Annotated in this window: 19 protein-coding genes and 1 pseudogene; 9 read left to right on the top strand and 11 right to left on the bottom strand. The window is 58.2% G+C overall.

Annotation, left to right across the window (positions count from 1 at the left end; translation table 11 throughout):
• Positions 1-38: 38 nt before the first annotated feature.
• The gene (gene serA / locus ACP2YO_RS36530) at positions 39-1,289 is read left to right on the top strand and encodes a phosphoglycerate dehydrogenase (RefSeq protein ID WP_426435914.1); all 1,251 of its coding nucleotides are present in this window, start codon (positions 39-41) and stop codon (positions 1,287-1,289) included.
• Between the two features lie 11 nt (positions 1,290-1,300).
• Here serA and ACP2YO_RS36525 read toward each other — a convergent pair whose 3' ends face one another.
• Both ACP2YO_RS36525 and ACP2YO_RS36520 read right to left on the bottom strand, forming a co-directional pair.
• Positions 1,301-2,230, bottom strand: a complete 930-nt coding sequence (locus tag ACP2YO_RS36525; RefSeq protein WP_426435913.1) for a LysR substrate-binding domain-containing protein — start codon at positions 2,228-2,230, stop codon at positions 1,301-1,303.
• 20 nt (positions 2,231-2,250) lie between these two features.
• Positions 2,251-3,567: a dicarboxylate/amino acid:cation symporter gene (locus ACP2YO_RS36520; RefSeq protein ID WP_426435912.1), complete on the bottom strand. Its 1,317-nt coding sequence runs from the start codon at positions 3,565-3,567 to the stop codon at positions 2,251-2,253.
• Positions 3,568-3,863: 296 nt separating this feature from the next.
• On the opposite strand from ACP2YO_RS36520, the gene ACP2YO_RS36515 reads away from it, so the two are divergent.
• The 3 genes from ACP2YO_RS36515 (at position 3,864) to ACP2YO_RS36505 (ending at position 6,270) form a co-directional block, all read left to right on the top strand.
• Positions 3,864-5,006 (top strand): FAD-dependent monooxygenase, encoded by a 1,143-nt coding sequence (locus tag ACP2YO_RS36515; protein WP_426435911.1) that lies wholly within the window; start codon positions 3,864-3,866, stop codon positions 5,004-5,006.
• A gap of 98 nt (positions 5,007-5,104) precedes the next feature.
• The gene (locus tag ACP2YO_RS36510) at positions 5,105-5,431 is read left to right on the top strand and encodes an alpha/beta fold hydrolase (RefSeq protein ID WP_426435910.1); all 327 of its coding nucleotides are present in this window, start codon (positions 5,105-5,107) and stop codon (positions 5,429-5,431) included.
• 602 nt (positions 5,432-6,033) lie between these two features.
• On the top strand, positions 6,034-6,270 hold the full coding sequence (locus ACP2YO_RS36505) for a hypothetical protein (protein ID WP_426435909.1): 237 nt from the start codon (positions 6,034-6,036) through the stop codon (positions 6,268-6,270).
• A gap of 574 nt (positions 6,271-6,844) precedes the next feature.
• On the opposite strand, the gene ACP2YO_RS36500 is transcribed toward ACP2YO_RS36505, so the two are convergent.
• Both ACP2YO_RS36500 and ACP2YO_RS36495 read right to left on the bottom strand, forming a co-directional pair.
• On the bottom strand, positions 6,845-7,633 hold the full coding sequence (locus ACP2YO_RS36500; protein ID WP_426435908.1) for a helix-turn-helix transcriptional regulator: 789 nt from the start codon (positions 7,631-7,633) through the stop codon (positions 6,845-6,847).
• A 345-nt stretch (positions 7,634-7,978) separates the two neighbouring features.
• A complete protein-coding gene (locus ACP2YO_RS36495; protein WP_426435907.1) occupies positions 7,979-8,563 on the bottom strand; it encodes a LysR substrate-binding domain-containing protein in 585 nt (194 codons plus the stop codon).
• 59 nt (positions 8,564-8,622) lie between these two features.
• Between ACP2YO_RS36495 and ACP2YO_RS36490 the strand changes: the two genes are divergently transcribed.
• The 4 genes from ACP2YO_RS36490 (at position 8,623) to ACP2YO_RS36475 (ending at position 14,300) form a co-directional block, all read left to right on the top strand.
• Entirely contained in the window at positions 8,623-10,749 is a 2,127-nt protein-coding gene (locus tag ACP2YO_RS36490) for a multicopper oxidase domain-containing protein (protein WP_426435906.1), read from the top strand.
• Between the two features lie 368 nt (positions 10,750-11,117).
• Complete coding sequence (locus tag ACP2YO_RS36485; RefSeq protein ID WP_426435905.1) at positions 11,118-11,738, top strand: hypothetical protein; 621 nt, start codon at positions 11,118-11,120, stop codon at positions 11,736-11,738.
• A 1,122-nt stretch (positions 11,739-12,860) separates the two neighbouring features.
• The gene (locus ACP2YO_RS36480) at positions 12,861-13,877 is read left to right on the top strand and encodes an ATP-dependent Clp protease proteolytic subunit (RefSeq protein WP_426435904.1); all 1,017 of its coding nucleotides are present in this window, start codon (positions 12,861-12,863) and stop codon (positions 13,875-13,877) included.
• Positions 13,878-13,919: 42 nt separating this feature from the next.
• Positions 13,920-14,300: a DUF4339 domain-containing protein gene (locus tag ACP2YO_RS36475; protein WP_426435903.1), complete on the top strand. Its 381-nt coding sequence runs from the start codon at positions 13,920-13,922 to the stop codon at positions 14,298-14,300.
• A gap of 135 nt (positions 14,301-14,435) precedes the next feature.
• On the opposite strand, the gene tnpC is transcribed toward ACP2YO_RS36475, so the two are convergent.
• From tnpC to ACP2YO_RS36460, 3 genes are all read right to left on the bottom strand, one after another.
• Positions 14,436-16,040, bottom strand: a complete 1,605-nt coding sequence (tnpC, locus tag ACP2YO_RS36470; RefSeq protein WP_426443210.1) for an IS66 family transposase — start codon at positions 16,038-16,040, stop codon at positions 14,436-14,438.
• 73 nt (positions 16,041-16,113) lie between these two features.
• Positions 16,114-16,458 carry an IS66 family insertion sequence element accessory protein TnpB gene (gene tnpB / locus ACP2YO_RS36465; protein ID WP_426433797.1) on the bottom strand — a complete coding sequence of 115 codons (345 nt, stop codon included), beginning with the start codon at positions 16,456-16,458 and terminating at the stop codon, positions 16,114-16,116.
• Positions 16,455-16,841, bottom strand: coding sequence for a transposase (locus ACP2YO_RS36460; RefSeq protein WP_426433795.1), 387 nt, complete (start codon positions 16,839-16,841; stop codon positions 16,455-16,457). The genes tnpB and ACP2YO_RS36460 overlap by 4 nt, the downstream gene beginning before the upstream one ends.
• Positions 16,842-17,195: 354 nt before the next feature.
• Here ACP2YO_RS36460 and ACP2YO_RS36455 point away from each other — a divergent pair, with 354 nt between their 5' ends.
• Positions 17,196-17,699, top strand: coding sequence for a DUF2569 domain-containing protein (locus ACP2YO_RS36455; protein ID WP_426435902.1), 504 nt, complete (start codon positions 17,196-17,198; stop codon positions 17,697-17,699).
• 165 nt (positions 17,700-17,864) lie between these two features.
• Here the strand turns inward: ACP2YO_RS36455 and ACP2YO_RS36450 are convergent, their stop codons facing one another.
• The 4 genes and pseudogenes from ACP2YO_RS36450 to ACP2YO_RS36435 form a co-directional block, all read right to left on the bottom strand.
• Positions 17,865-18,527 carry a DUF6946 family protein gene (locus ACP2YO_RS36450; protein WP_426435901.1) on the bottom strand — a complete coding sequence of 221 codons (663 nt, stop codon included), beginning with the start codon at positions 18,525-18,527 and terminating at the stop codon, positions 17,865-17,867.
• Between the two features lie 22 nt (positions 18,528-18,549).
• A complete protein-coding gene (locus ACP2YO_RS36445) occupies positions 18,550-19,065 on the bottom strand; it encodes a hypothetical protein (protein WP_426435900.1) in 516 nt (171 codons plus the stop codon).
• A gap of 376 nt (positions 19,066-19,441) precedes the next feature.
• Positions 19,442-20,197 carry a DUF2806 domain-containing protein gene (locus tag ACP2YO_RS36440; protein ID WP_426435899.1) on the bottom strand — a complete coding sequence of 252 codons (756 nt, stop codon included), beginning with the start codon at positions 20,195-20,197 and terminating at the stop codon, positions 19,442-19,444.
• 396 nt (positions 20,198-20,593) lie between these two features.
• A pseudogene (locus tag ACP2YO_RS36435) lies at positions 20,594-20,790 on the bottom strand (SOS response-associated peptidase); the annotation flags it as partial.
• Positions 20,791-20,850: the final 60 nt, after the last annotated feature.

Below are 20,850 nucleotides of genomic sequence, written 5' to 3'. Positions count from 1 at the left end.
GAGAGCGAACTCAGCAACAACGAAGGCGAATCTCGACGATGTTATCTCTTCCCAAAACCAAGATACGCGTCCTGCTGCTGGAGGGCGTGAACGATTCCGCAGTACGGATGTTCCAAGCCAATGGCTATACCGAGCTGCAACGCCTGCCCAAGGCGCTGGCACCTGGAGAGCTCAAAGAGGCGCTTTCCGGCGTCCATATGCTGGGAATCCGCTCGCGGACACAGTTGACTGCGGAGATCTTGGAGGCCGCTGACCGGCTGATGGTGGTTGGCTGCTTTTCCGTCGGTACCAACCAGGTCGATCTTGATGCCGCGCGACGCCTCGGAATTCCGGTGTTCAACGCGCCATACTCCAACACCCGCAGCGTGGCCGAACTGACCATCGCCGAGATAGTGATGCTGTTTCGCCGGATATTCCCACGTTCGACCTCGGCTCATGCTGGCGGCTGGGACAAGTCCGCCGAGGGCAGCCGCGAGGTGCGCGGCAAGACGTTGGGCATCGTCGGCTACGGCAACATCGGTTCGCAATTATCGAATCTCGCGGAAGCCATGGGCATGCGCGTGATCTATTTCGATCAGACCGACAAATTGCGTCACGGCAATACCGAGCCGGTCGAGACGCTGGATGAGTTGCTCGCAGTCAGCGATGTCGTTTCACTGCATGTGCCGGAGACGCCGGCCACCGCCAACATGATTGGCGCGGCCCAGATTCTGCTGATGAAGCCGGAGGCCTATCTGATCAATAATTCACGCGGCACGGTGGTCGATCTCGATGCGCTGGCAGGCGCCTTGCGTGAGGGCCGGCTGGCAGGTGCTGCGGTCGACGTATTTCCGGTCGAACCAACGTCGAACGATGATCGCTTTGTCTCGCCGTTGCAAGGCTTGTCCAACGTAATCCTCACGCCGCATGTCGGTGGTTCGACGGAAGAAGCGCAAGATCGCATCGGAGGCGAGGTCGCCCGCAAGCTGATCGATTATTCCGATGTCGGCTCGACCTTCGGCACGGTCAATTTCCCGCAGGTGCAGTTGCCGGCGCGGCCGACCGGCACCCGTTTCATCCATGTCCACCGCAACGTTCCCGGCGTGATGCGCCAGGTCAACGACGCGGTCTCCCGGCACGGGATCAATATCGTGGCGCAATATCTGCAGACCGATCCGGAAGTCGGCTATGTCGTGCTCGAGACCGACGTTGTCGGCGGCGAGGGCGAGGACCTGCTGGCCGAGCTGAGGGCGGTTCACGGCACTATCCGCGTGCGGGTGCTGTATGACCAGAACCGGCCGCAGACGTGACGAGAGAGATATCAGAACCCCCAACCCATCGAGCTGGCCCAATTCTGCATGAATTGTTCGGTCTCGCGCCCGGCGTCGGCAAGCCACGCGGTGAAGTCGACGATGACGGACGAGCTTTCGTTCTCGGCCTGGTAGAATGAACGGTACTCGCGCTTGCGCAGGCCGAGATCGCCAAATGGCAGGCATAGCTGCCCGGCCATCAGCTCGTCGATCACGAGGAACAGCGGGAACAGGCCGATGCCCATGCGTTCCTGCGTTGCCTGCAGGGCGAAGAACATCTGTTCGAAACGCAGCGTCTCCTGCTCGGCGGCCATCTCGTGGCCGGTCTGGTCGAGCCATTGGCTCCAGCCGTAAGGTTCGGTGAGGTAGGTGATCAGGGTGTGTTGTCGCAGATCCTCTGGTATCTTCAGCTTGCCGCGCGACAGCAGGTCGACATGGCAGACCGGCGCGATCAGTTCAGTCATGAAGTATTGCGAAGTCCAGCCCAGTGGCTCGCCGACATTGCCGCGGATTGCCACATCGAAACTCGTGTCGTGGACGTTGAGCGGGCCGATCGAGGTGGTCAACCGCAGTTCGACGTTGGCGCGGATGCGTTGGAACGTCGAGATGCGCGGGATCAGCCAGCGCATGGTGAAGGTCGGCGGTGCGCTGATCCGCAGCACGGACGGTGCGCCGTACTGCTTCATGTCCATGGAGGCCAACGCCAACCGGTCCAGGATGGCTGTGACCTCGCGGTAGTAGATTTTCCCGGCGGCGGTGAGGGTGAGCTGGGACGGCGCGCGGCGGAACAGCTTCACGCCGAACCAGTCTTCCAGCAGCGCGACCTGGCGACTGACGGCGCCGTGGGTGACATGGAGTTCATCCGCCGCCTTGGTGAAGCTGACGTGGCGCGCGGCGGCCTCGAACGTTCTCACCGCGTTGAGCGGTGGCAGTTTTCTCATGCGTAGGCGATCTCCTCAGCTCAGAAGGATAGCTTGACCGCATCAGGGTTGTCGAGGATGTGGGCAAGCTGCCGGCTGTCCAGTTCGCCCTCCCATTTGGAGATCACCACCGTCGCGACGGCCGTGCCGATGAAGTTGGTGAGCGCCCGCGCTTCGGACATGAAGCGGTCGATGCCAAGCAGGAGCGCGATGCTGGCGACCGGCACATGGCCGATCGAGTCGAGTGTCGCGGCCAGCACGATGAAGCCGCTGCCCGGGATCGCGGCGGCGCCCTTCGACGTCAGCAGACAGACCACGACCAGCACGATCTGGTGGGCGACCGTTAACGGCGTATCAGTTGCCTGCGCGAGAAACACCGCCGCCATGGTGAGATAGATGCAGGTGCCGTCCAGATTGAAAGTATAGCCGGTTGGTATCACGAGGCCGACGGTGGATTCCGAGCAACCCGCCAAAGTCATCTTGGTCATGAAACGGGGCATGACCGATTCCGAGCCGGAGAGGCCGAACACAAGCAGCAATTCTTCACGCAGATAGCGGATCAGCTTGAGGATACTGAAACCGGCCAGCCGTGCCACGACGCCGAGCCCGATGAATATGAACAACAGGCAGGTCACATAAAAGGTGAGCATGAAGTGTGACAGCGACACGATCGTGCCGGCGCCGTATTTGCCGATCGTGAATGCGATCGCGCCGAACGCACCGATCGGTGCTACCTGCATGATCATCCCGATCAGGATGAAGAAGATCTTCGAGAGCTGCTCGATCAGGTCGAGCACCGGTTTTCCCCTCTCGCCGAAACGCTGCAGCGCGATACCGAACAGAATTGCGAAGAACAGCACCTGCAGCGTGTCCCCGCTGGTGAACGCGCCGCCGACGGTCGAGGGAATGATGTTCATCAGGAAGCCGACGACTGACTGGTCGTGCGACTGGGTGACATAGCTGGCGACGAGCTTGGAATCGAGCGAGGCGAGAGAGACATGCATTCCGACGCCCGGCTGCGTCAGGTTGATCACGATCAATCCGAGGATGAGCGCGATGGTCGTGGTCGCCTCGAAGTAGATCAGCGCCTTGAGGCCGATGCGGCCGGCCTTGCGCATGTCGCCGAGGCTGGCGATGCCGTGGACCACTGTCAGGAAAATGATGGGAGCGATCGCCATCTTGATCATCTTGATCAGCGCATCGCCCAGCGGTTTGAGCGCCGTGCCGACATCCGGCCAGAGGTATCCGATCAATGAGCCGAGGGCGATGCCGAGCAGCACCTGGACATAGAGCCGGCCAAACCACGGCACCGTGGGGCTTGATGTGCCGATCGCGCTGTGGTTCGCAATGACGGTCATGATGCTTCCGTCTCCTCCCAGCCGATAGCCATCCGATCTTGCACCTGCCGGAAGGCGAAGGCGGCCGCACGGATTTGCCAGGGAGAGTGGAGTGCGATAGCCGCAAGCGCAAACGACTAAAGCTCGGGGAGCGTGAACTGAACTCACAGGCGGTGACCGCCAGAACTGACGCCGTCGGTCATCCTGTCAGGATATCTCACATCCCGTCAGCATTACTCGTTTGCGGCGACCAGCCGCTCTTGGCAACAAATGCCAGAGGTTGGCCGAAACCGGCGCTGGAGCGACGAGGTGTGACAATGAGCAAACTTTCGGTGGCTGTGATCGGGGCCGGCATGGGTGGCCTTGCGACTGCCGCGGCGCTCACCCGCGCCGGCGTGGATGTGCAGGTCTATGAACAGGCGACGCGATTTGCCCGGCTCGGCGCCGGCATCCAGATCGGGTGTAACGCGATGACGGTGATGCGTGCGTGGGGGCTAGAGCCAGTCCTGCGGCGCGAAGCGTTCTATCCCCGCTCGTGGAACAACAAGGAGTTCGATACCGGCGCGGTGCGCTTCGACATGGTGTTCGGCCCGTCTGCCGAAGACCGCTACGGCGCGCCGTATCTTCTCGGCCACCGCGGTGATCTACATTCTGCGCTCGCCAGCGCCGTGCCTGCGGACATCGTCCACCTCGATCACAAGCTTGTAGGTATCGCGCAGCGCGCGGATCGCGGCGTCGACCTGACGTTTGCGAACGGCAGCAAGACCTCGGTGGACGCGGTGGTGGCGTCGGACGGCGTCCATTCCTTCGTCAAGGACGCAATGTTCGGCCACGTTGAGCCGAATGTCACCGGCCGCATCGCCTACCGCACGGTGTTTCCGGCCTCTCTTCTCAATGGCTATGAGATCGACGACTGCACCAAATGGTGGGGACCGGATCGTCACATCGTGATCTACTATGTCAAGCCGGATCGCAGCGAGGTCTACTTCGTCACCAGCCAGCCGGAGCCGGGTTTCACGGTGGAATCCTGGTCGGCGATGGGCGACGTGCGCGAACTGCGCGCGGCGTTCGCAAATTTCCATCCGCAGGTGCGCCGGCTGCTGGAGGCCTGTCCGTCGGTGCACAAATGGGCCCTGGTCGATCGCGATCCGTTGCCGTGCTGGAGCGAGGGCAACGTCACGTTGCTCGGCGATGCCTGCCATCCCATGACGCCCTACATGGCGCAGGGCGCCGCGATGGCGATCGAGGACGCGGCCGTGCTCTCGCGTTGCCTGACGAGTGTCGATCGCGACGGCGTGGCCGACGCGTTCCGCCGCTTCGAGGCGACGCGCAAGCCGCGTACCTCGCGCGTCCAGCTCAGCTCGCGCACCAACACATGGTTGAAGAACCGCACCGATCCGGATTGGGTCTATGGCTACGACGCCTGGAACGAACCGCTGGCCGAAATGCAGCCGGCATAAGGCGCGTGGAAAAAGGAGACGATGACAATGAGCGAGACGAGACCACGGGGCGAGAAGTTCGAGCGCGGCCTGAAGACGCGCCGCCCGCGCCCTATGCCATGGACGATCTGGTGGCGGACAACATCGCAGTTCTCGATGCGCTCGCGGTTTCGCGGGCGCATTTCGTCGGGGTGTCTCAGGGAGGCATGACCGGATTTGGTCTCGCGGGGCGGCATGCTGATCGTCTACTGAGCCTGTGCATCATCGCCGCCCGGGCCGACGCGCCGGCGCCGTTCGCAGCCGCCTGGGACGACCGGATCGCGCTGGTAAGCGGTGAGGGCGTTGCGCCGCTGGTGCGGCCGACCGCCGAGCGCTGGTTCGGCCGCACCTTGCTTCGCCCCGGGGGTTGGAGACCAGTGTTCTCGGGAACAGGCTCATTCCCTTAAACCCGGGGGCGGCGAGACATCCGGTTCGGCTTTTGGATATGGCAGCTTGCGAATGGAGATCTTGGCAGGTCGATTTTTGCCAATCAGCCGGTTGTGCAAATGATAGGTCAGCGAGTGGGACCGACGTTCTCACTGCTTGCGATGAGCCTCGTCATCTCGGTCACAATCGCCATTCCGGTAGGAGTGGTCGCAGCTTGGCACAGAGGACACGCCATCGACCGGGTGATAATTTCGTTTTCCCGCGCACAGGATCTTCAATCCCTCGCGCCCGATAATGTGTCGCTCGCCGGAGGCACTCGTCCGCGGTCCCCGCCGTCATTGCATGCCGGCGTCGCCATCACTGTCCCGCGTTCGGGTGCCCCGTCATTTTTGGCTCCCGTTTGGGAGGTCCGGCACTTTCTCCAGGCTGTACTAATGAGGGCGAGGCACGATTGTGACGCCTCAGCTGGAATTCGCAATGTGATCAGCCGCTAGGCGTCCAACGCGTCCGCGCTGGAGCTGACTCTGCGAACTGTCACTGCAGCGTCCAAATAGAGACTCTGCGGTACGAGGTCGCGAAGCGCGCATCGGTTTTTTGAAATGCAAACTCTAGAAGGGATGCGATGATGACGGTACATTGCAAAACTCCCGCCGTCGCAGACGCCCGAACGGAAATGCGGGAACATGAGGAACGGCCCGAAGCCATCTTCGTCATCGCAGCTGGGGCGGTATTCGGGGCCGTGGTTGGATTTCTTTTGTCCGGAAAGGTCTCTCTTGCGGCTGCAACCATATGCGCGATGACGCTCGGCATTGGTATCGGTTGGTGGACGAGAGGAATCGGCGATGCCGTCGATGATTAACTCTTGTCATCGACGGTCGAAGGCAGGGCGTGATCCAATGACATCATCGGCACGTCGCATTCACGTATGTCGACTGTCGGCGGTGCCGACCCCGTTCCCTCGAAGTGACGCCATGTGCTTGGCCAGCTCGACGTGTCCACGATCTTTCGTGATCAAACGTCACAAACACTTGTCGGCCGAGATGGGATGCTAAACGCAATGCCAAGCAAAGAGTTCAAGCCTGTCTTGATCTGGGGCATTGGCGCGGGGTCTGGTGCGCTCATCGGTCTCCTGGCGGGGGGAGCAATCCTCTGCGCTGCGGGAATTTATGGAGGATTGATCCTGGGCCTTACGATCGGTTGGTGGGTGAGGGCGCGGATGAAGCAGCAAGGTTCGCCTGGCGCGCAGTTCTGAGATCGTAATCCACTCGCGCGTGGCAATTTGTCAGACGGTGGCCGTTCTTCTTGGCGCAGTGAGCAGCCATTGGAAAAGCCGCAAGGCAATGTGACACACGAAATCGTTGCCGGCTCTCGTCGCTGGATAGCAATCAGACATGGCCGCTGAAGATGAGGCCGAGGCGAGGTCGGCGGCGCTATCATAGCGCTGCGGAAACGGCCCCATCGAGCAAGTCTGCCAGCGAGTCATGATGTCGAGCGATGCAATGCTGCAATCCCGAATACAGGCTCACCAGGGCGATGGAACACGCGCTCATGTAGCGAGCGAGCAAGATGCACAGATCTGACTGTTTGACGGTCTGGGTCTTCCTAAAAATTACTTTGAGCCGCTGGCGCGCGTGCCCGTGGGTGATTCCAACTTGCTTGGAAGCGACGGCCAAATCGCACGTCATGACCATTGCCCTGCACAGGCGCTCTTCGGTCGGCGTTAACTCGTACAACGCGGTGAATGCGCTTAAGTCGACCTCCATGCCCATCCCGCAGACTCGCAGATCCCGCATCGCAATCAGGACTTTCGGCTCCCTGAACACGAGATCCGCAACCTGAAGAGACGGAAGCCGGCCAAAGGTTATTACCCAGTGATGGTCGCCGTCGACGTGGCAACACCGCTCGCCCGAACAACCAGCTATTGTAGCTGCGACCGCGCGTGCAACCTTGCCAGCCAGTTGCGCATCTCTGAAAACAACGCGCCCGTGGCGGCGCGCGCACAACGTATCGAACAGCTTGGCATTGGCCGCATCGTTGGCATCGAGCAATCGCATGTTTTGGTCAACGACAAACGCGAGGCAATCATTCAAACCTGCCAACGCCGCTGCGGCTGCGACTTTGCCAAGGAGTTGTTCGATATGGAGACTGCTCTCGATCGGTTCGGCCGGCTCGACGGCCTCAATTCGCTCCCGCGTGTCCACGGCCTGCACATCGATAGGCACGACATTCTCCTCATTTGCGCGGAGATCCGCGACTATCTGAAGTTACTCAGCAGCGACGCTCCACTGACCCAATTGATCCATATGGACCCACGCACGAGAAACCGCGCACGAGAAACCGCGCAATGGGCAAGACAGGAGGTTTGAAGTGAAATCAGAGCCGGCACCACCTGATATGGCCGATATTGCGACGCAGCAAGTACAATAATTCGAATGACGCGTTGCACTATTGGCAAGGCACAACCGGGTTGCCGCGAGGGCGGGGTGAACCGGAGCCGATGAGGCACTCTCCAAAATCAAGCTGGTTTTGGTCTCGGCCTAACGACCGGGAACACGATGCCGGTTGCATTATCCCGCCCACGCAATGGCTCCCTCTGCCATCTCTGTCAGCAGCAGGTCAAGGAAAGCTCGCGCCGCCGCCGGCAAGGTTCGGCCCCTCAGGGTCACGACACGCACGGTATTGTCGATCAAACCGGGGTCGACGACCGGGACGGCCGCGAAATCGGTGGTCCCGATAGGACCGCGCTTGCTGTGCGCGCTGGTTAATTGAATACAGCCCTCAGCCGCCGCGAATCTGCGCAGCACCGCCACGGAATTGGTCGACAGCACCGGCTCGAGTACGAGCCCCTGCGAGTTGCAGCAGGCGTAGATCAAGTTGCGCTGGGTGCTGGGTTCAGGCAGCGCGACCGGAAATGGCACGATGTCCGCCATGGAGACGCTCCGCCGCTTGGCCAGAGGATGGCCGCTCGGCATCACCGCGTACATGGAGCGATGGGTCATTCTCTCGACGGTCAAGCCGCGCAGCGGCGAATGGCTCAGTGTTACGCCGACATCTGCCGTACCCTCTTGGATCAGCCGGTTGGTTACGGTCGAGACCGTCACACGCAGATCGAAAGTCACGCCTGGAAAGCTGTGTCGAAACCGCGCGATCATATCGGGCAGAACATCGACGGCGAAGCCTTCGCGTCCTAATGATTGCGGAACCGCAGACGGTGAACTTCAACTCGCCCAAGGCTTCGCCGACCGGCTGGGTATATCAAGTATGCTATCGACCGGCTCGTCGCAATTCCTGTCCGAGCGGCACACGTGGTCTTTACGGAGGGTTTCGCTTTGAATTGCAGCCTGGCGATCTTCTAAAGATTCGGTTGGTCAACGAGCTGCCAAGCATTTCATCCGATCTCGAACGCAAATACGATGATCCGCTTCTTGCCCTAAATCCGACGAACATCCATACCCACGGGCTGCTTGTGGATGCAAATCCCAATTCGATCGTTCCACCTGAAACTCCGGTCTACGGCGACTTCATCTTCGTTTCAGTGTTCAACCCTAAGAATCACCTAAAAACGAATATCGAGCCCGGAACGTACAGCCTTCTGCACGCTCATGGGGACGTCGTATCGACCGGCGTCGTAGACTATCGCATTCAGCTCCCGACTAACCATCCGTCCGGCCAATTTTGGATCCATCCTCACCTGCACGGCATCGCACTCAACCAGATAACGGCGGGACTCGCCGGTATCATCACCGTCGGGAATGTGGGCGTATATGCTTGCGGTGAAAGCGGCGACAACAAACCTTGCAAGTCAACCGTTCCGGCTCCGCATCACCTTATCCTCAAAGACATGCAAGTGATGAAAGATGGTAATCCGCTATTACAGGAAGATACGTCATTCTGTTCCTCCAACGGCAATTCCTTCGTGATTCATGAGGGCTTTTGCAGGGGTACAGATTTTACGGACCCCAGCGGAACGCAACATAAAAACAGCGGAGGGAATTGGTATTTCACCGTGAATGGACAACAATTCCCAACCGAGAATTTCCGCGACGGCAATGGAGAAGTATGGCGTATTCAAAACGCGTCTGGCAGCGCAACGTACGATCTTCAGTTGATACAATACGATCCAAGTAAGAGGGACCAAAAAGGCGATCCAGCTGGGAAGCCGACCAAGATGCTGATGCAATTGCTTGCAGTTGACGGAATCAATATTCATATCCCCGCTGGAGCCACCGCCGACGAACTTACGATGGTTGGTGGGGCACGATTTAGAATGGCACCGTGCCCGCTAAATGGAAGAACGCCAGCGATCGTGCTAGATTCAACGCCTGTGTGTGTAACAGATCTGGTCATGATGCCGAGCTCCCGGGTGGAGGTCTATGTGACGTGGCGGGATGCGTCAGGGCTTGCCACAACGGCACCGCCAGCGATGGGCGCGATATTAAGAACGGTTGGCTGCAGGACTGACGACAATACAGTGCAGAATGACGATGTAATCTGCAACATGGGGCCGTCAGGGGACCTGTGGCCAGCGGTCAACTTGGCTAAGATAAATTTTTCATCGGACCGCAATCCAATATTCAATCCGAATGCGCTTGAATTGCTGCAGTCCGGATATATGGCGACGATCAGCGAGCTTATGGTTGCGCAGCCAAAGTCGGTCAATGCGGGACCTCCCGTTCGTAATTCGATAGGTTGTGCCCCTCTTCCAGAGGGCCAGCGAAGACGACTTTATTTTGGGAATCCGGTTGGATTTGGAAATGCGAAGCCAATTGATCCAAATGGCGCAGACAATGCAGGAAACGATCAAGATGGCAATCCAATATTCGGAATCGGTTATGAGGAGATTAGAAAGAACGGCAACGACTGGGAGTCGGTGGAGGGAACGTTCATCAATTTGACTAGATTTGATCCAGCTCAAATAGTCTGCGTTACGAAAGGAGTCACAGAAACGTGGGAAATCGTCAACCTCACCCTAGAAATGTATAACTTTCACATTCATCAAGGTCGATTTCTGGTGGGCGATCCTGACGACCCCAAAATGGCTCTTTCTAATGTCGCCGCGAATAAGAGCGCCGGAATTGTGGAAGATAATGTGCCGCTGCCCTTTATCTCCTTAACCCCAGATGGAAAATACAAAGATCATCCGCCGCGCGGAAATTCGTGTCCGATAGATGAGACGAACCTTAAAGCGAAAAATACGCCGAGTTGCATTGTAACGCCGGTGGTAATTCAAATTCCCTTCGATAAGGTTGGGGAGTTTGTCTTTCATTGTCATATTCTCGAACACGAGGACGGCGGCATGATGCATGTGGTTCGGGTCGTTCCGGCGAACTCCAACTGACAGTTTATCGGAACTGCGAAGGACCTAAGCCAAGTAGCACGGAATCGCGACATGCTTTCTGATCTCGTTCTCTGGATTTGTTTGCTCTCCACCACGGCATGCAACTTGATCGACCGAAGCCCGAAGGTCGAGGATGTTCAGTCTGCGTATGAGCGGGAGGCTCTCGTCAATTTCACCACTCATCGTCAGGACTTGAAGGTTCGCGGCCTACAGTGCGAGCGAATATCGTTGGACAGGTTCTTTTGTCAGGTTGGCTATACTGTGACGGACCAGGCGGATGGCCGCGTATATATCGACGCGGCGTTAGTGCATCGTTTGGCTTCGGGGAAGTGGGCGCTGGAGAGTGGGCTGTGCCTGCGAACGCTTTAATGAATTCGGACAAGCTGCTGACGCCCGGCGGCGACGTGTCTGGCTTCTTCAACATTCCCACGACATTCTACGAGTTCGATCCAGCGCGACCGCGTTCGGGGCTGGTGGCTCTAACCCATCAGCCAGACGTGAACGGTGGCTTCACTTGGACCTCACGCCTTTTGCTTTTGCCGAATGGGCAGGTCCTTTGCAGCACGAATGGTACGACCTTTGCTCTCTATCGGCCGAGCACCGCTGAGCTTAAGCCTGCCGTATCGCGTCCCTCGATCAGCAACTTCGGCTCGGCACAGCTCCCCATGGTGCTCAAGGCGGGTCAGACCTACACTCTGAGTGGGACCCATTTCAACGGCTTTTCACAGGCTAACAGCTATGGCGACGACGCCCAAATGGCTACCAACTATCCAATTGTACAGCTCACCGGCGTCGAATCGCGGAGGGTACAATATCTGCGCAGTTTTAATTTCTCCTCACTCGGAATCGCGGTCCCTGGCTCGGTTTCTTGCGATGTGGAAGTGCCGCTCGGAATGTCCCCCGGGGCGTGGGACCTCGTCGTCATCGCCAACGGTATCGCTTCGGCGGCAGTGAGGATATATATCGATGCACTTGCTAACATAGTCTAGCGCTAACCCCCGCAGACGCTCCACTTATCGAAGCGGAATGTTTGTTCAAACAACCGCAGGTGGGCCTTGCGTGCCTCGTCCAAACTGCCGTCCCAAGACGTGATCGATGGATCGCGGCACGCTCACACCCGCCTGACCCAAGAGCAAGCGCGCACCCCACAATTAGGCTGTGAACTCCAATTGGCTAACTAGGGCGCAGAAGGTGAGGGGAACGGGTGATCTTGGCCCGGTAGCTGCCGCTTGGGTAGCCGAAAGCCCCCAGGGTCAGGAAAGGGCTACGTCTTCTCCCGAGCCTCTGCGTAACCGTCTGGCGCCGCCAGGGCGCTACGTACCGGACGTTGCTTCGCAAGCAGGCGGCTGGTCTGGGTGCCCGACGCAAGTTCGCGGCGCTCTTGCGACATGATTCACACATCTGCTACACAATGACCATGTTGCTGCGAGTTATGCAGCGTTTGCAGTCATTTTTGGCGTTTCGGTTTAGGGGTGAGTACCCTCCCGCCCCAGCCATCCAGTCGCGGCACCGGAGAAACTACCCTCGGGATTGGCAAAAAGGCCCACAATTGGCAGGCTTTTGCAAGTTGGCGGACTGTCTCCAAGCTTCCGAATTTGCCAAATCCAAGGCCAATATGCGAAAGTCTCCGGCTGCCATCGCGAATATTCCCGTTTTCGGGAGACTGACGCCGGAGACTACGTTCGGTCACCACTGCGCGGCGGTGGCCGGAGTCAATCTTGGGAGTTTTCGGACCCGAACCTGACAAGATCGGATATTCCGTTCAGTGACTGCGACCCGCAGGGCGCGGTCGTATTCGGCCGTATCTCCGGTAGGGATTTGAGGAAACTGGGAATCTCACGGTCGACTGCCACGCCCAGCGCGTGGCAGCGGGACAGGGTTCGATCTCCACGGCGTGGACCGAAAGGCAGTCCTGACAGATCCGTGCTGCCGGTTCGAATCCCTCTCTCTCCGTCACGTTATCCAGATAAGTACTTGTTATATATATAAATAAATTATTTCGACATGCCTCTCGGTCCCCAACAGCTGGCAAAAAATCTGTCAAAATGTTGCGGGCGGCGATGGACTCAATCTACGATCGAAAATAATTTCCCTGGCCGGGGGGCTTGGCAATGAAACTTGGAATTCTGCGCGTTGGTCGAATCGCTTCAGCCATCGTCATCTCATGTGCCATTCCATCGGCCGCTTCGGCCGCGACCGTTAAGAGCGTCGCGACAAAGGATGGCAAGACGATTATTCTTTTGAGCGGCGAAATCGTCGAAGGTGATTCCGAGACGCTCGAAGCATCGATAAAAACCGCGAACGATGCTGGAAAGCTGGTATCCGGAATTCGCTTAAATTCCCCGGGCGGAAATCTTCTTGAGGGACTTAAGCTCGCGGATGCAGTGCGATTTGCAAAGGTCGCGACGAATGTTGCTGGAAATGCAACTTGCGCCTCGGCATGTTTCCTTGTCTACGCGGCCGGCGCTACGAAGTTTGCCAATTACACCGCTCAAGTCGGCATCCATGGTGCGTCCGATAAACAGGGCGAGGAAACGGTCGAATCGGGCGCAGCTACGGTGTCCATGGCACGGGCCGCGAAAAAACTCGGCGTACCTGCAGCGATTATTGGCCGTATGGTGGTAACGCCACCGAATGAGATGGTCTGGCTTTCCCCTCAGGATTTGCAGTCGATGGGAACGACGATGGTTGGGAAACCATCTCAGACGCCCATTTCGCCAACTGCCACGGCCACAGCTGATCCTTCGATTGTGCCGAAGCAGACGCAACCGGGCGACCCCACGCAGTTGCAGCCGCAGACGAAAAGTGCAGCGCCGCCATCATGGAGTGAGTTCCTGGATAGGGTCATCAAACGGTCTGCCGCTCAGAACAATGGCAAACCGAACTACACCCGCGGCTGCCAGCCAGAATTCAAGACATGCTACGATGCAATTACGGTCGTCGGCGATGATGGCAAACTATCTACGGTGAAAGTGACAAAGGATATGAACGATAAGATTCTTCGTCGAGAAATCTGCTCGTTTAATGATTCGGTCGATATTCGAAAGTGTTTCGATTGGGATGAGGGGACTGCACATCGCGATATGAAAGATTCCAATGGCAACTGGTACAAAATTGCGGACGAATAGTATTGATGCAGGGATCTGAAATTCCCGCAGAAGGCTGACGTTGTGTCGGAAGAAGCTTGGTTCTATGTGGATTCTGGGCTGAGAATAGGCCCTATCAGTCTTCAGGGTCTGAAGAAAACGCTCATTACGTTGCCGGATGCTGAAAACGTGCTGGTGTGGTGCAAAGGATTCCCTGATTGGAAAATAGCTGGGGACGTCGAAAAATTGCGAGCGATGACGCCTCCGCCTCCGCCTGTGCCGAAAACGCAATTGGCATCACTTATGCCCACTTGGCGGGTCAGATGGTGGTGGTATCCCGTCGCACTATTTTTCTTTGGATCGATTGGAAACAGATACGGCTACAAAGCAATGGCTTGGGTAGCTGCTGAACGTCGAGCGGCTCGGATGATAAAGCGAAAACGGCGTCAGCACGAACTAAACTGACGGAGAGTGTCGGCCTTGGCTGACTGTACTCAAACGGCATCAATGAAGCGGGCTGCCTGCGGTGATGCTGCTTCCCGACTCATGCACCGCAACAGAATGGTGCGGCCAATAACGTAAGCGTGTAGCCGAAGCCGTTCAGGCTCTGAAGTTCCACGGCATGAGGGCATCGATCTGAGTGATCGGCCACCGGTTCGCGATGCGCTCGAGCGTTTGCGTGAGCCAGGCGAGTGGATCGACGTCGTTCATTTTGGCGGTCTGCAGAAGCGTAGCGATGGTCGCCCAGGAGCGGCCGCCACCAGGGCTACCCGCGAAGAGCGCATTTTTTCTTGTGATTGCCTGGGGTCTGATGGTCCGCTCGACGATATTGGAGTCGATCTCGATACGACCGTCGCTCAGAAAGCGCTCGAGTGCGGCGCGTCTGGATGTGGCATAGCGGATCGCCTCGGCGAGCTTGGATTTGCCGGACAGACGCGGCAGCTCCTTCTCCCACAGATCGAACAGCGCCGCAACGATGGGGGCGGACCTTTGCTGGCGCGCATTCAGCCGCGTCTCAGGATCCTGGCCGCGGATATCGGCCTCGATCTCCCACAGCTCGACCATGGTGGTGACGGTCTGTGTCGCCAGGCGCGAGCTCTCGTTGACGTGAAGCTCGTAGAACCGTCTCCTGACGTGGGCAAAGCACGCTGCAAGCCGCACTCCCTCGTTGGCGCCCGCCGACCTGGCGAGCCGATTATAGGCGGCATAGCCATCGACCTGGAGGATGCCAGCAAAGCCTGCCAGATGGCGCTCGACGCATTCGCCGCCACGGCTGTCCTCGAAGCGATAAGCGACCATCGGTGGACCGATGCCGCCAAACGGCCGGTCGTCACGGGCATAAGCCCACAGCCAGGCCTTTTGCGTCTTGCCGGATCCGGGAGCGAGCGTTGGCAGGGTCGTCTCATCGGCGAAGATCCGTTCGCCTTGCTTGACCTTTTCCAGCACATAGTCGGCCAGCGGCTGCAATTCGAAGCCGACCTTGCCCATCCACTGCGCCATCAACGAGCGGTCCAGCTCGACCCGATCGCGGGCGTAGATCGCTTCCTGCCGGTAAAGCGGCAGCCCGTCCGCATATTTGGAGACGGCAATCTGGGCCAGAAGCGCTTCAGTCGGAAGGCCGCTCTCGATCAAATGGGCAGGCGCTGGCGCCTGTACCACGCCGTCGCGGTTGCGATAGGCGTATTTCGGGCGGCGCGTGACGATCACGCGGAACTTCGCCGGCGTCACATCCAGCCGCTTCGACACGTCCTCGCCGATCAGCACCTTCTCCAGCCCCTCGCACCCGGCAGGAACCTCCGGCTCGATGACGATCTCCACCCGCTCCAGATGCGCCCCGAACTCCTTGCGCGGCCGCGGCACGCGTTTCGGCATGTCCTTGCCGCCAGCCTTGGCCAGTTCGGCTTCAACCGCCGACACGCCGGTCTCAATCTCCTCGAACACGAAGGCGATCTGCTCCGTGCTCAGCTTGTCGCTGCGCAAGCGTTCCGACCGCGTGCCGTAAAGCGTGCGCTCCAGCATTTTGACGATCGCCGTCAGCTCCACGATCCGCGCATCGGCGGCCTTGTTGATCGCCGTAAGATCGGTGTTTGCAGCGGCAATGCGGCTGTTCTCGGCCTCGATCGCCGCCCGCTCTTCCGCCAAGGCGACGATCAGCGCGTGGGCTTCGGCAAGCGTCGTCGGGAGCTCTGTAACGGGCGTCGTCATCGTCGCCATCACAGCAGAGTCGCCGCCACTCTTCCAAACTTTTCAGCACCCTGATTCAATTCGCCGCAGCTTGTCAGCCTACCGTTTCTGGGCGCTTCACAACCACCGGACGCACCTTCGTCCAGTCCAGCCCGTCAATCAGCGCGAGCAACTGCGCATGGTTCAGCTGCACCCGGGTCGGCGCAATCCTCGGCCAGCAGAACTTTGACTCCTCGAGAGTCTTGGCAAACAGGCATACCCCGCTGCCGTCCCACCAAACCGCCTTGATCCGATCCGCCCTTTTCGAACGGAACACGTACAGTGCTCCGCTGAAGGGGTCGGCCCCACCATCTCGAACCAGCGCCATCAAACCCGTGGCTCCCTTGCGGAAGTCGACCGGCGTGCTGGCCACGTAAACCTGAACACCCGCCGGGATCATGCCTGCCGAACCGCCCGGATCACAGCAGCAAGCCGCCCCGCCTCCACATCTCCACCAACGCGCACCACGACATCGCCGATGACGATTTCCACCATCTCCCCCGCCATGGTCTCAAAGCGCGCGAACTTAACCGCTCGGTCTCGCGCCCCAGAGAGCGGCGCCACCATTCCCGAGGCCAGCGCCTTGCGTCGCCACGCAAACAACTGCGATGGATCGATCCCATGACAGCGCGCTATCGCCGACACGTTCGCCCCCGGCGCAAACGTTTCCCCGACGATGCGATCCTTCTCCTCCCGCGACCAGGTGCGGTAGCTCCGCCCGGGACTCACCGAAAGCCGCTCGGCCGCCGCTGTGATAACTTCGAAATTCTTGGTATCAGACATATGTTCGCTCTCATGAACTCCTGGGACAAATCACCAGGAGATTCTCTGACAATCGAACATCATCCGCTACGTGGGATGACCTACACGCTTACCCAATAACGGCGCAGGGGCGTTTTTCAGTGACAGACCTATGGTACTACGCCGAAGGCGAGAAGACCCGCGGACCATTATCGATCGACGAGCTAATCCCGCTGCTCTTACGAATTTTCCGACCCCCGACGCACTATGATATGGCGTCATGGCTTCGATGATTGGAAGCCGGTTGAAGAAGTGCGCGAGGTCGCACAGCAGGTGTTCCGGCCGCCGCCCCTGAGGCCAGGGCCGCCTCCGATACCCCCCGCGTCGGCTCCGCTTGTGCGCGAGCCGGTGGTTGACGCTGAGGACGCAGCCCATTTCAAAGACGTAAAGCCGAAGCTCACAGGGCTCGGCGGCTGGCTGGCGCTCATCGGGTTCGGGCAACTTGCCGGAATCCTGCGCTTTCTAGTTGCCATCGGCGAGTACTATAGCAGTATGGATGGACAGCTTTTCGAGAAATTTCCGACTACCATGTGGGGTGAAGCGGTGATGAACGGGGCGCAATTTTGCCTCTACGCTTACACGGCGGCGCTGTTTTTCCGGCGGTCTCGCAGTTTCCCGCGATTCTTTATTCTTCAGTTCGTAGCGACGATTTGTATGCCAATTGTCGCTTTGCTGTGGGCTGCGTTCACGATTGCGTTCGCTACTGGTAGGACATTCGTCGAGTTCTTGAGCTTCGATGCGAAAGATACGGGGCAGTTGATTGCCACCTCGATCGCCGCACTTGTTTGGATTCCATACATTCTGAAATCCCGGCGGGTGGCCAACACCTTCACCCAATGAGGCTTAAGATCAGTATGCACTTCGTTGACGACAACAAAAATTGTCAGCTGATGCTCAAGGGGCGAGCAGCGCACATTCCCAACATTTAATCAACGCCACTTGGTGCCTCCTATCACCCTATTCACTGATCGCAATGTGCCGATCTTCCTTGCGGCAATCACAACTTCACGCCGATAGAAAACGAGGATCACCTTTAGCCCACCCAAAATGAAGGGTTCGCCCGTCAGGCAGCCCCTTGCTAAGCAGTTGCCCAGGTTCTGCCGCTAGGCCAAGGAGCCCAAGGAACGCCCTGTAGGCATCAAACTCTTTATTATCGGGCGAGAACGAATGGACGATCATCGCCGCATCGTCGGTGTTGAAGCGCTCGGCTTCGAGAACGGCCGAGGCAGTGCGGTGAAACAGTTGATAGTGGATATCATCCGGAGGTGGACAGTTAACGCCGATCAGATCACAGAGAAACGCGAGCCGCTGCTGCTTTCCGGGAGACGGGTCTGCGTACCAATCCTTTATCGTGGGTCCGAAGGATTCGTTGACCTTGCCCTCGACTGCGACGGCGATGGTGCGATTATTTGACTTGACCAGAGCGAAAACGTCCGTCTGGCTTTCTCGTGCTGCGTCGCCCAGTGACACCTTGTGCTCAGGGATCGCAATGAGCAGTTCGCTGCCCAGCCCGAATAGCTTGGCGATCTCTGGCGGCAATCCGTCTGCGGCCTCCCAGCAATGCGCCAGGGTTCGAGCAGAAAATTTGGTTTTCCAATGCTTGTCGGGATCAGCAAGGAGCGCTTGCCAGCTCTCCGGGCCTTTTGATGGAACATAAATCTTTCGCATTCAGGTTTCTCACGCGTGAAGTTCACTGGGGATAGCCTGGGATCACTACTGCGGCTTGATCGTGTGTAATGATGCGTTGAAAGCAGGAAGTCCGCTCGTCTAACAATGCGTCTTCGCCGCAAACGATTACGGTTGTCCAATCGCTATGCGGATTGATCGTTGGTCGCGCCGAATAGGTTCGGGCAAAACATTCAGCACGCAATAGATAAGCCTCGGGCTGCCCAAATCCAAACGCCTCGCCTGCATGCTTGAATTCGACGTGTACAGCTAGGACCTTCTTCGAGGAATTACGAAGGAAGAATATCGCATCGGATTCCAGGCCTTTGCTGCCATCGATCCTACAAGTGCAACGAGAGTCTTTCCCACACCAATAATTTGCCCAGAACGGTTGCTTCGTTGGACGTTGTTGCCAACGGACGTTGCGTTGCTCTTCAAAAAGTGCGCTAGAGCCGACATACTCGGCCTCGACCGACGTCCCCTTGATCAGCCAATCTCTGACCTTCTGTGAGGAAAAGACACCGTTGGCAATCGCATCCAAGTAGGGTTGTGCCTTTGACGAATATGCGGGCAAAGTTTTCGTCCTAGAAAAAATCTCTAATGGTGGCTAGCGCCGCCGGCCCGCAGAGAGAAAGAAATTCGTATCTCTTAATGACGCCATTGTTCCGCAACTTGCACGCGTGCGCAAGCGGTCCTGTTTAGCAACAAGCCGTCCGTACAAATACGGGGTTGGAAATCGGCTAGTTCGCGCTCTGCCTTGATCTGTGACTGTCAGGGGTGAGCGCGCGCAACGCATCTGTCACTCCCGCCTCTGCTGCTCGCGCCACGCGCGGTCATGGGCGCAAAGTTTCTCAGCGTGCGCGCCTGGTTTCGGTATCGGCGGAGGGGCGATCAGCCGCGAATTTCATGGCTACCATTCAACCACTTCTTGCGAGATCAAGTCCGTGGAGGCGAAAGGCACTAGTGAGTAATTCAACGTATCGCCCGTCTGGCTGGGCCGAGATCAATTCAATAATCTCGGCTCCGACTGAACTGAAGCTAGTGCCAGCGCCCAACGCCGCGCGCTCACCATTGTCCGATATGATCGGCAACGGTGATGGAAATCCCGATATTGAGTAGGGCACTCCGGCGATCTTTATGTAGGCCGTTCCCACCGCGACGGTGGCGCGAGCTTCATAGGCCCAACCAGTATCGACCATTATTCCGGCGGGACCAAAGACCTCTTGTTGAACGGGCTCAATAAGCGTCTGTAGTTGACGGTTGATCTGCGTAAGAGCCGCACCGGAGGACTCGGTCAGATTCCGTTTGACATATTGATCAAGATGGTCAGCCACTGTCAGCCAAATAGCTGTCGTCATTTCACTAGTGGTTGCAAAGGGTGCGAGCCTTGAGAGCGCCTCTGCCTCGTTACGCGCCAACATGCTCAGCGTGTAGAGCGTCCGAAAACTATATGAGCCTTTCCCCGAGCCTTGTCGCACGAGGATGCGCGCCCAAATTGATCTGAAATCTTCGTTGCTTACGTTCTCTGCAAATGACCAGAAGCGATCCAGCCAATCAGGATCAAACGGTTGTCCTTTTGACTTGCTCAAATTCTCTCCATCTGCCCGAATCTCGTCAACTGCGCAGATGGCAATAGCTTCGCGGTTTAGCTGATGTCTTTGGTCGTCCGCCATTATACGAATGGCTGCGCGATCATTGAGAGAGAGTTCAGCAGCGCTGATGGATAGTCCTCGTTCCTCCAATGCGTCGGACCATAGCCGAACTGCTCCGACGTCCGCCTCAGCTTGTCTTCTTGTCAGTGACGGCCGAGCCCAAGCGCCCACGCCTCGGACAATACCCTCAGCAATAATTTTGACGGCGCCCTGAGAAACCAAAAAGGTCCTTTATTTGTATAAGTGCAGACGAACGATCTTCGCCTTTGCCATCATCTGACACAGCAAACTCCTCCTCAACAGCCGATCACTCCATAGCGTTATAAGCAAATGCCGCTCCCACGTCTGCAAAATCCCATTCACCGCATCTCAGAAGCGGCGGACCGGCCGTCCGCGACCTGCGTAAGCAACGCCGGCTCATGCAGCCGCCTTGTCCTCCTTGTCCGGTCCTCTCATAACGATCTTCAATGCGTCGTCCGGCAACGGTCTAGCGCCTTGGCCTCATCCCGAGGCGCGCGCATCCAAACGTCGTGCTCCTCGTCGGTGGTCAGGATCACCGGCATGGACTTAGGATGTATCTGCTCAACAACCACGTTGGGCGTGGACGTCAGAAAACTCCCAGATTGACTTCGAACGGTGAGCCAGTTGCCAATCCATTGGAGCGCAATTTAAGG

The sequence above is a fragment of the Bradyrhizobium genosp. P genome (genome assembly GCF_049949265.1).
Lineage (GTDB): Bacteria > Pseudomonadota > Alphaproteobacteria > Rhizobiales > Xanthobacteraceae > Bradyrhizobium.
This window is presented reverse-complemented; position numbering and strand designations above follow the sequence as displayed.

What these genes read in the sequence shown, in the direction of transcription:
- serA (WP_426435914.1), top strand. Translation starts at nt 39, where the DNA reads ATGTTATCTCTTCCCAAAACCAAGATACGCGTCCTGCTGCTGGAGGGC.
- ACP2YO_RS36450 (WP_426435901.1), bottom strand. Translation starts at nt 18,527, where the DNA reads ATGCGAAAGATTTATGTTCCATCAAAAGGCCCGGAGAGCTGGCAAGCG.
- tnpC (WP_426443210.1), bottom strand. Translation starts at nt 16,040, where the DNA reads ATGACGACGCCCGTTACAGAGCTCCCGACGACGCTTGCCGAAGCCCAC.
- ACP2YO_RS36460 (WP_426433795.1), bottom strand. Translation starts at nt 16,841, where the DNA reads ATGTCTGATACCAAGAATTTCGAAGTTATCACAGCGGCGGCCGAGCGG.
- ACP2YO_RS36480 (WP_426435904.1), top strand. Translation starts at nt 12,861, where the DNA reads ATGAAACTTGGAATTCTGCGCGTTGGTCGAATCGCTTCAGCCATCGTC.
- ACP2YO_RS36515 (WP_426435911.1), top strand. Translation starts at nt 3,864, where the DNA reads ATGAGCAAACTTTCGGTGGCTGTGATCGGGGCCGGCATGGGTGGCCTT.
- ACP2YO_RS36505 (WP_426435909.1), top strand. Translation starts at nt 6,034, where the DNA reads ATGATGACGGTACATTGCAAAACTCCCGCCGTCGCAGACGCCCGAACG.
- ACP2YO_RS36510 (WP_426435910.1), top strand. Translation starts at nt 5,105, where the DNA reads ATGGACGATCTGGTGGCGGACAACATCGCAGTTCTCGATGCGCTCGCG.
- ACP2YO_RS36520 (WP_426435912.1), bottom strand. Translation starts at nt 3,567, where the DNA reads ATGACCGTCATTGCGAACCACAGCGCGATCGGCACATCAAGCCCCACG.
- ACP2YO_RS36440 (WP_426435899.1), bottom strand. Translation starts at nt 20,197, where the DNA reads ATGGCGGACGACCAAAGACATCAGCTAAACCGCGAAGCTATTGCCATC.
- tnpB (WP_426433797.1), bottom strand. Translation starts at nt 16,458, where the DNA reads ATGATCCCGGCGGGTGTTCAGGTTTACGTGGCCAGCACGCCGGTCGAC.
- ACP2YO_RS36485 (WP_426435905.1), top strand. Translation starts at nt 11,118, where the DNA reads ATGAATTCGGACAAGCTGCTGACGCCCGGCGGCGACGTGTCTGGCTTC.
- ACP2YO_RS36495 (WP_426435907.1), bottom strand. Translation starts at nt 8,563, where the DNA reads ATGATCGCGCGGTTTCGACACAGCTTTCCAGGCGTGACTTTCGATCTG.
- ACP2YO_RS36525 (WP_426435913.1), bottom strand. Translation starts at nt 2,230, where the DNA reads ATGAGAAAACTGCCACCGCTCAACGCGGTGAGAACGTTCGAGGCCGCC.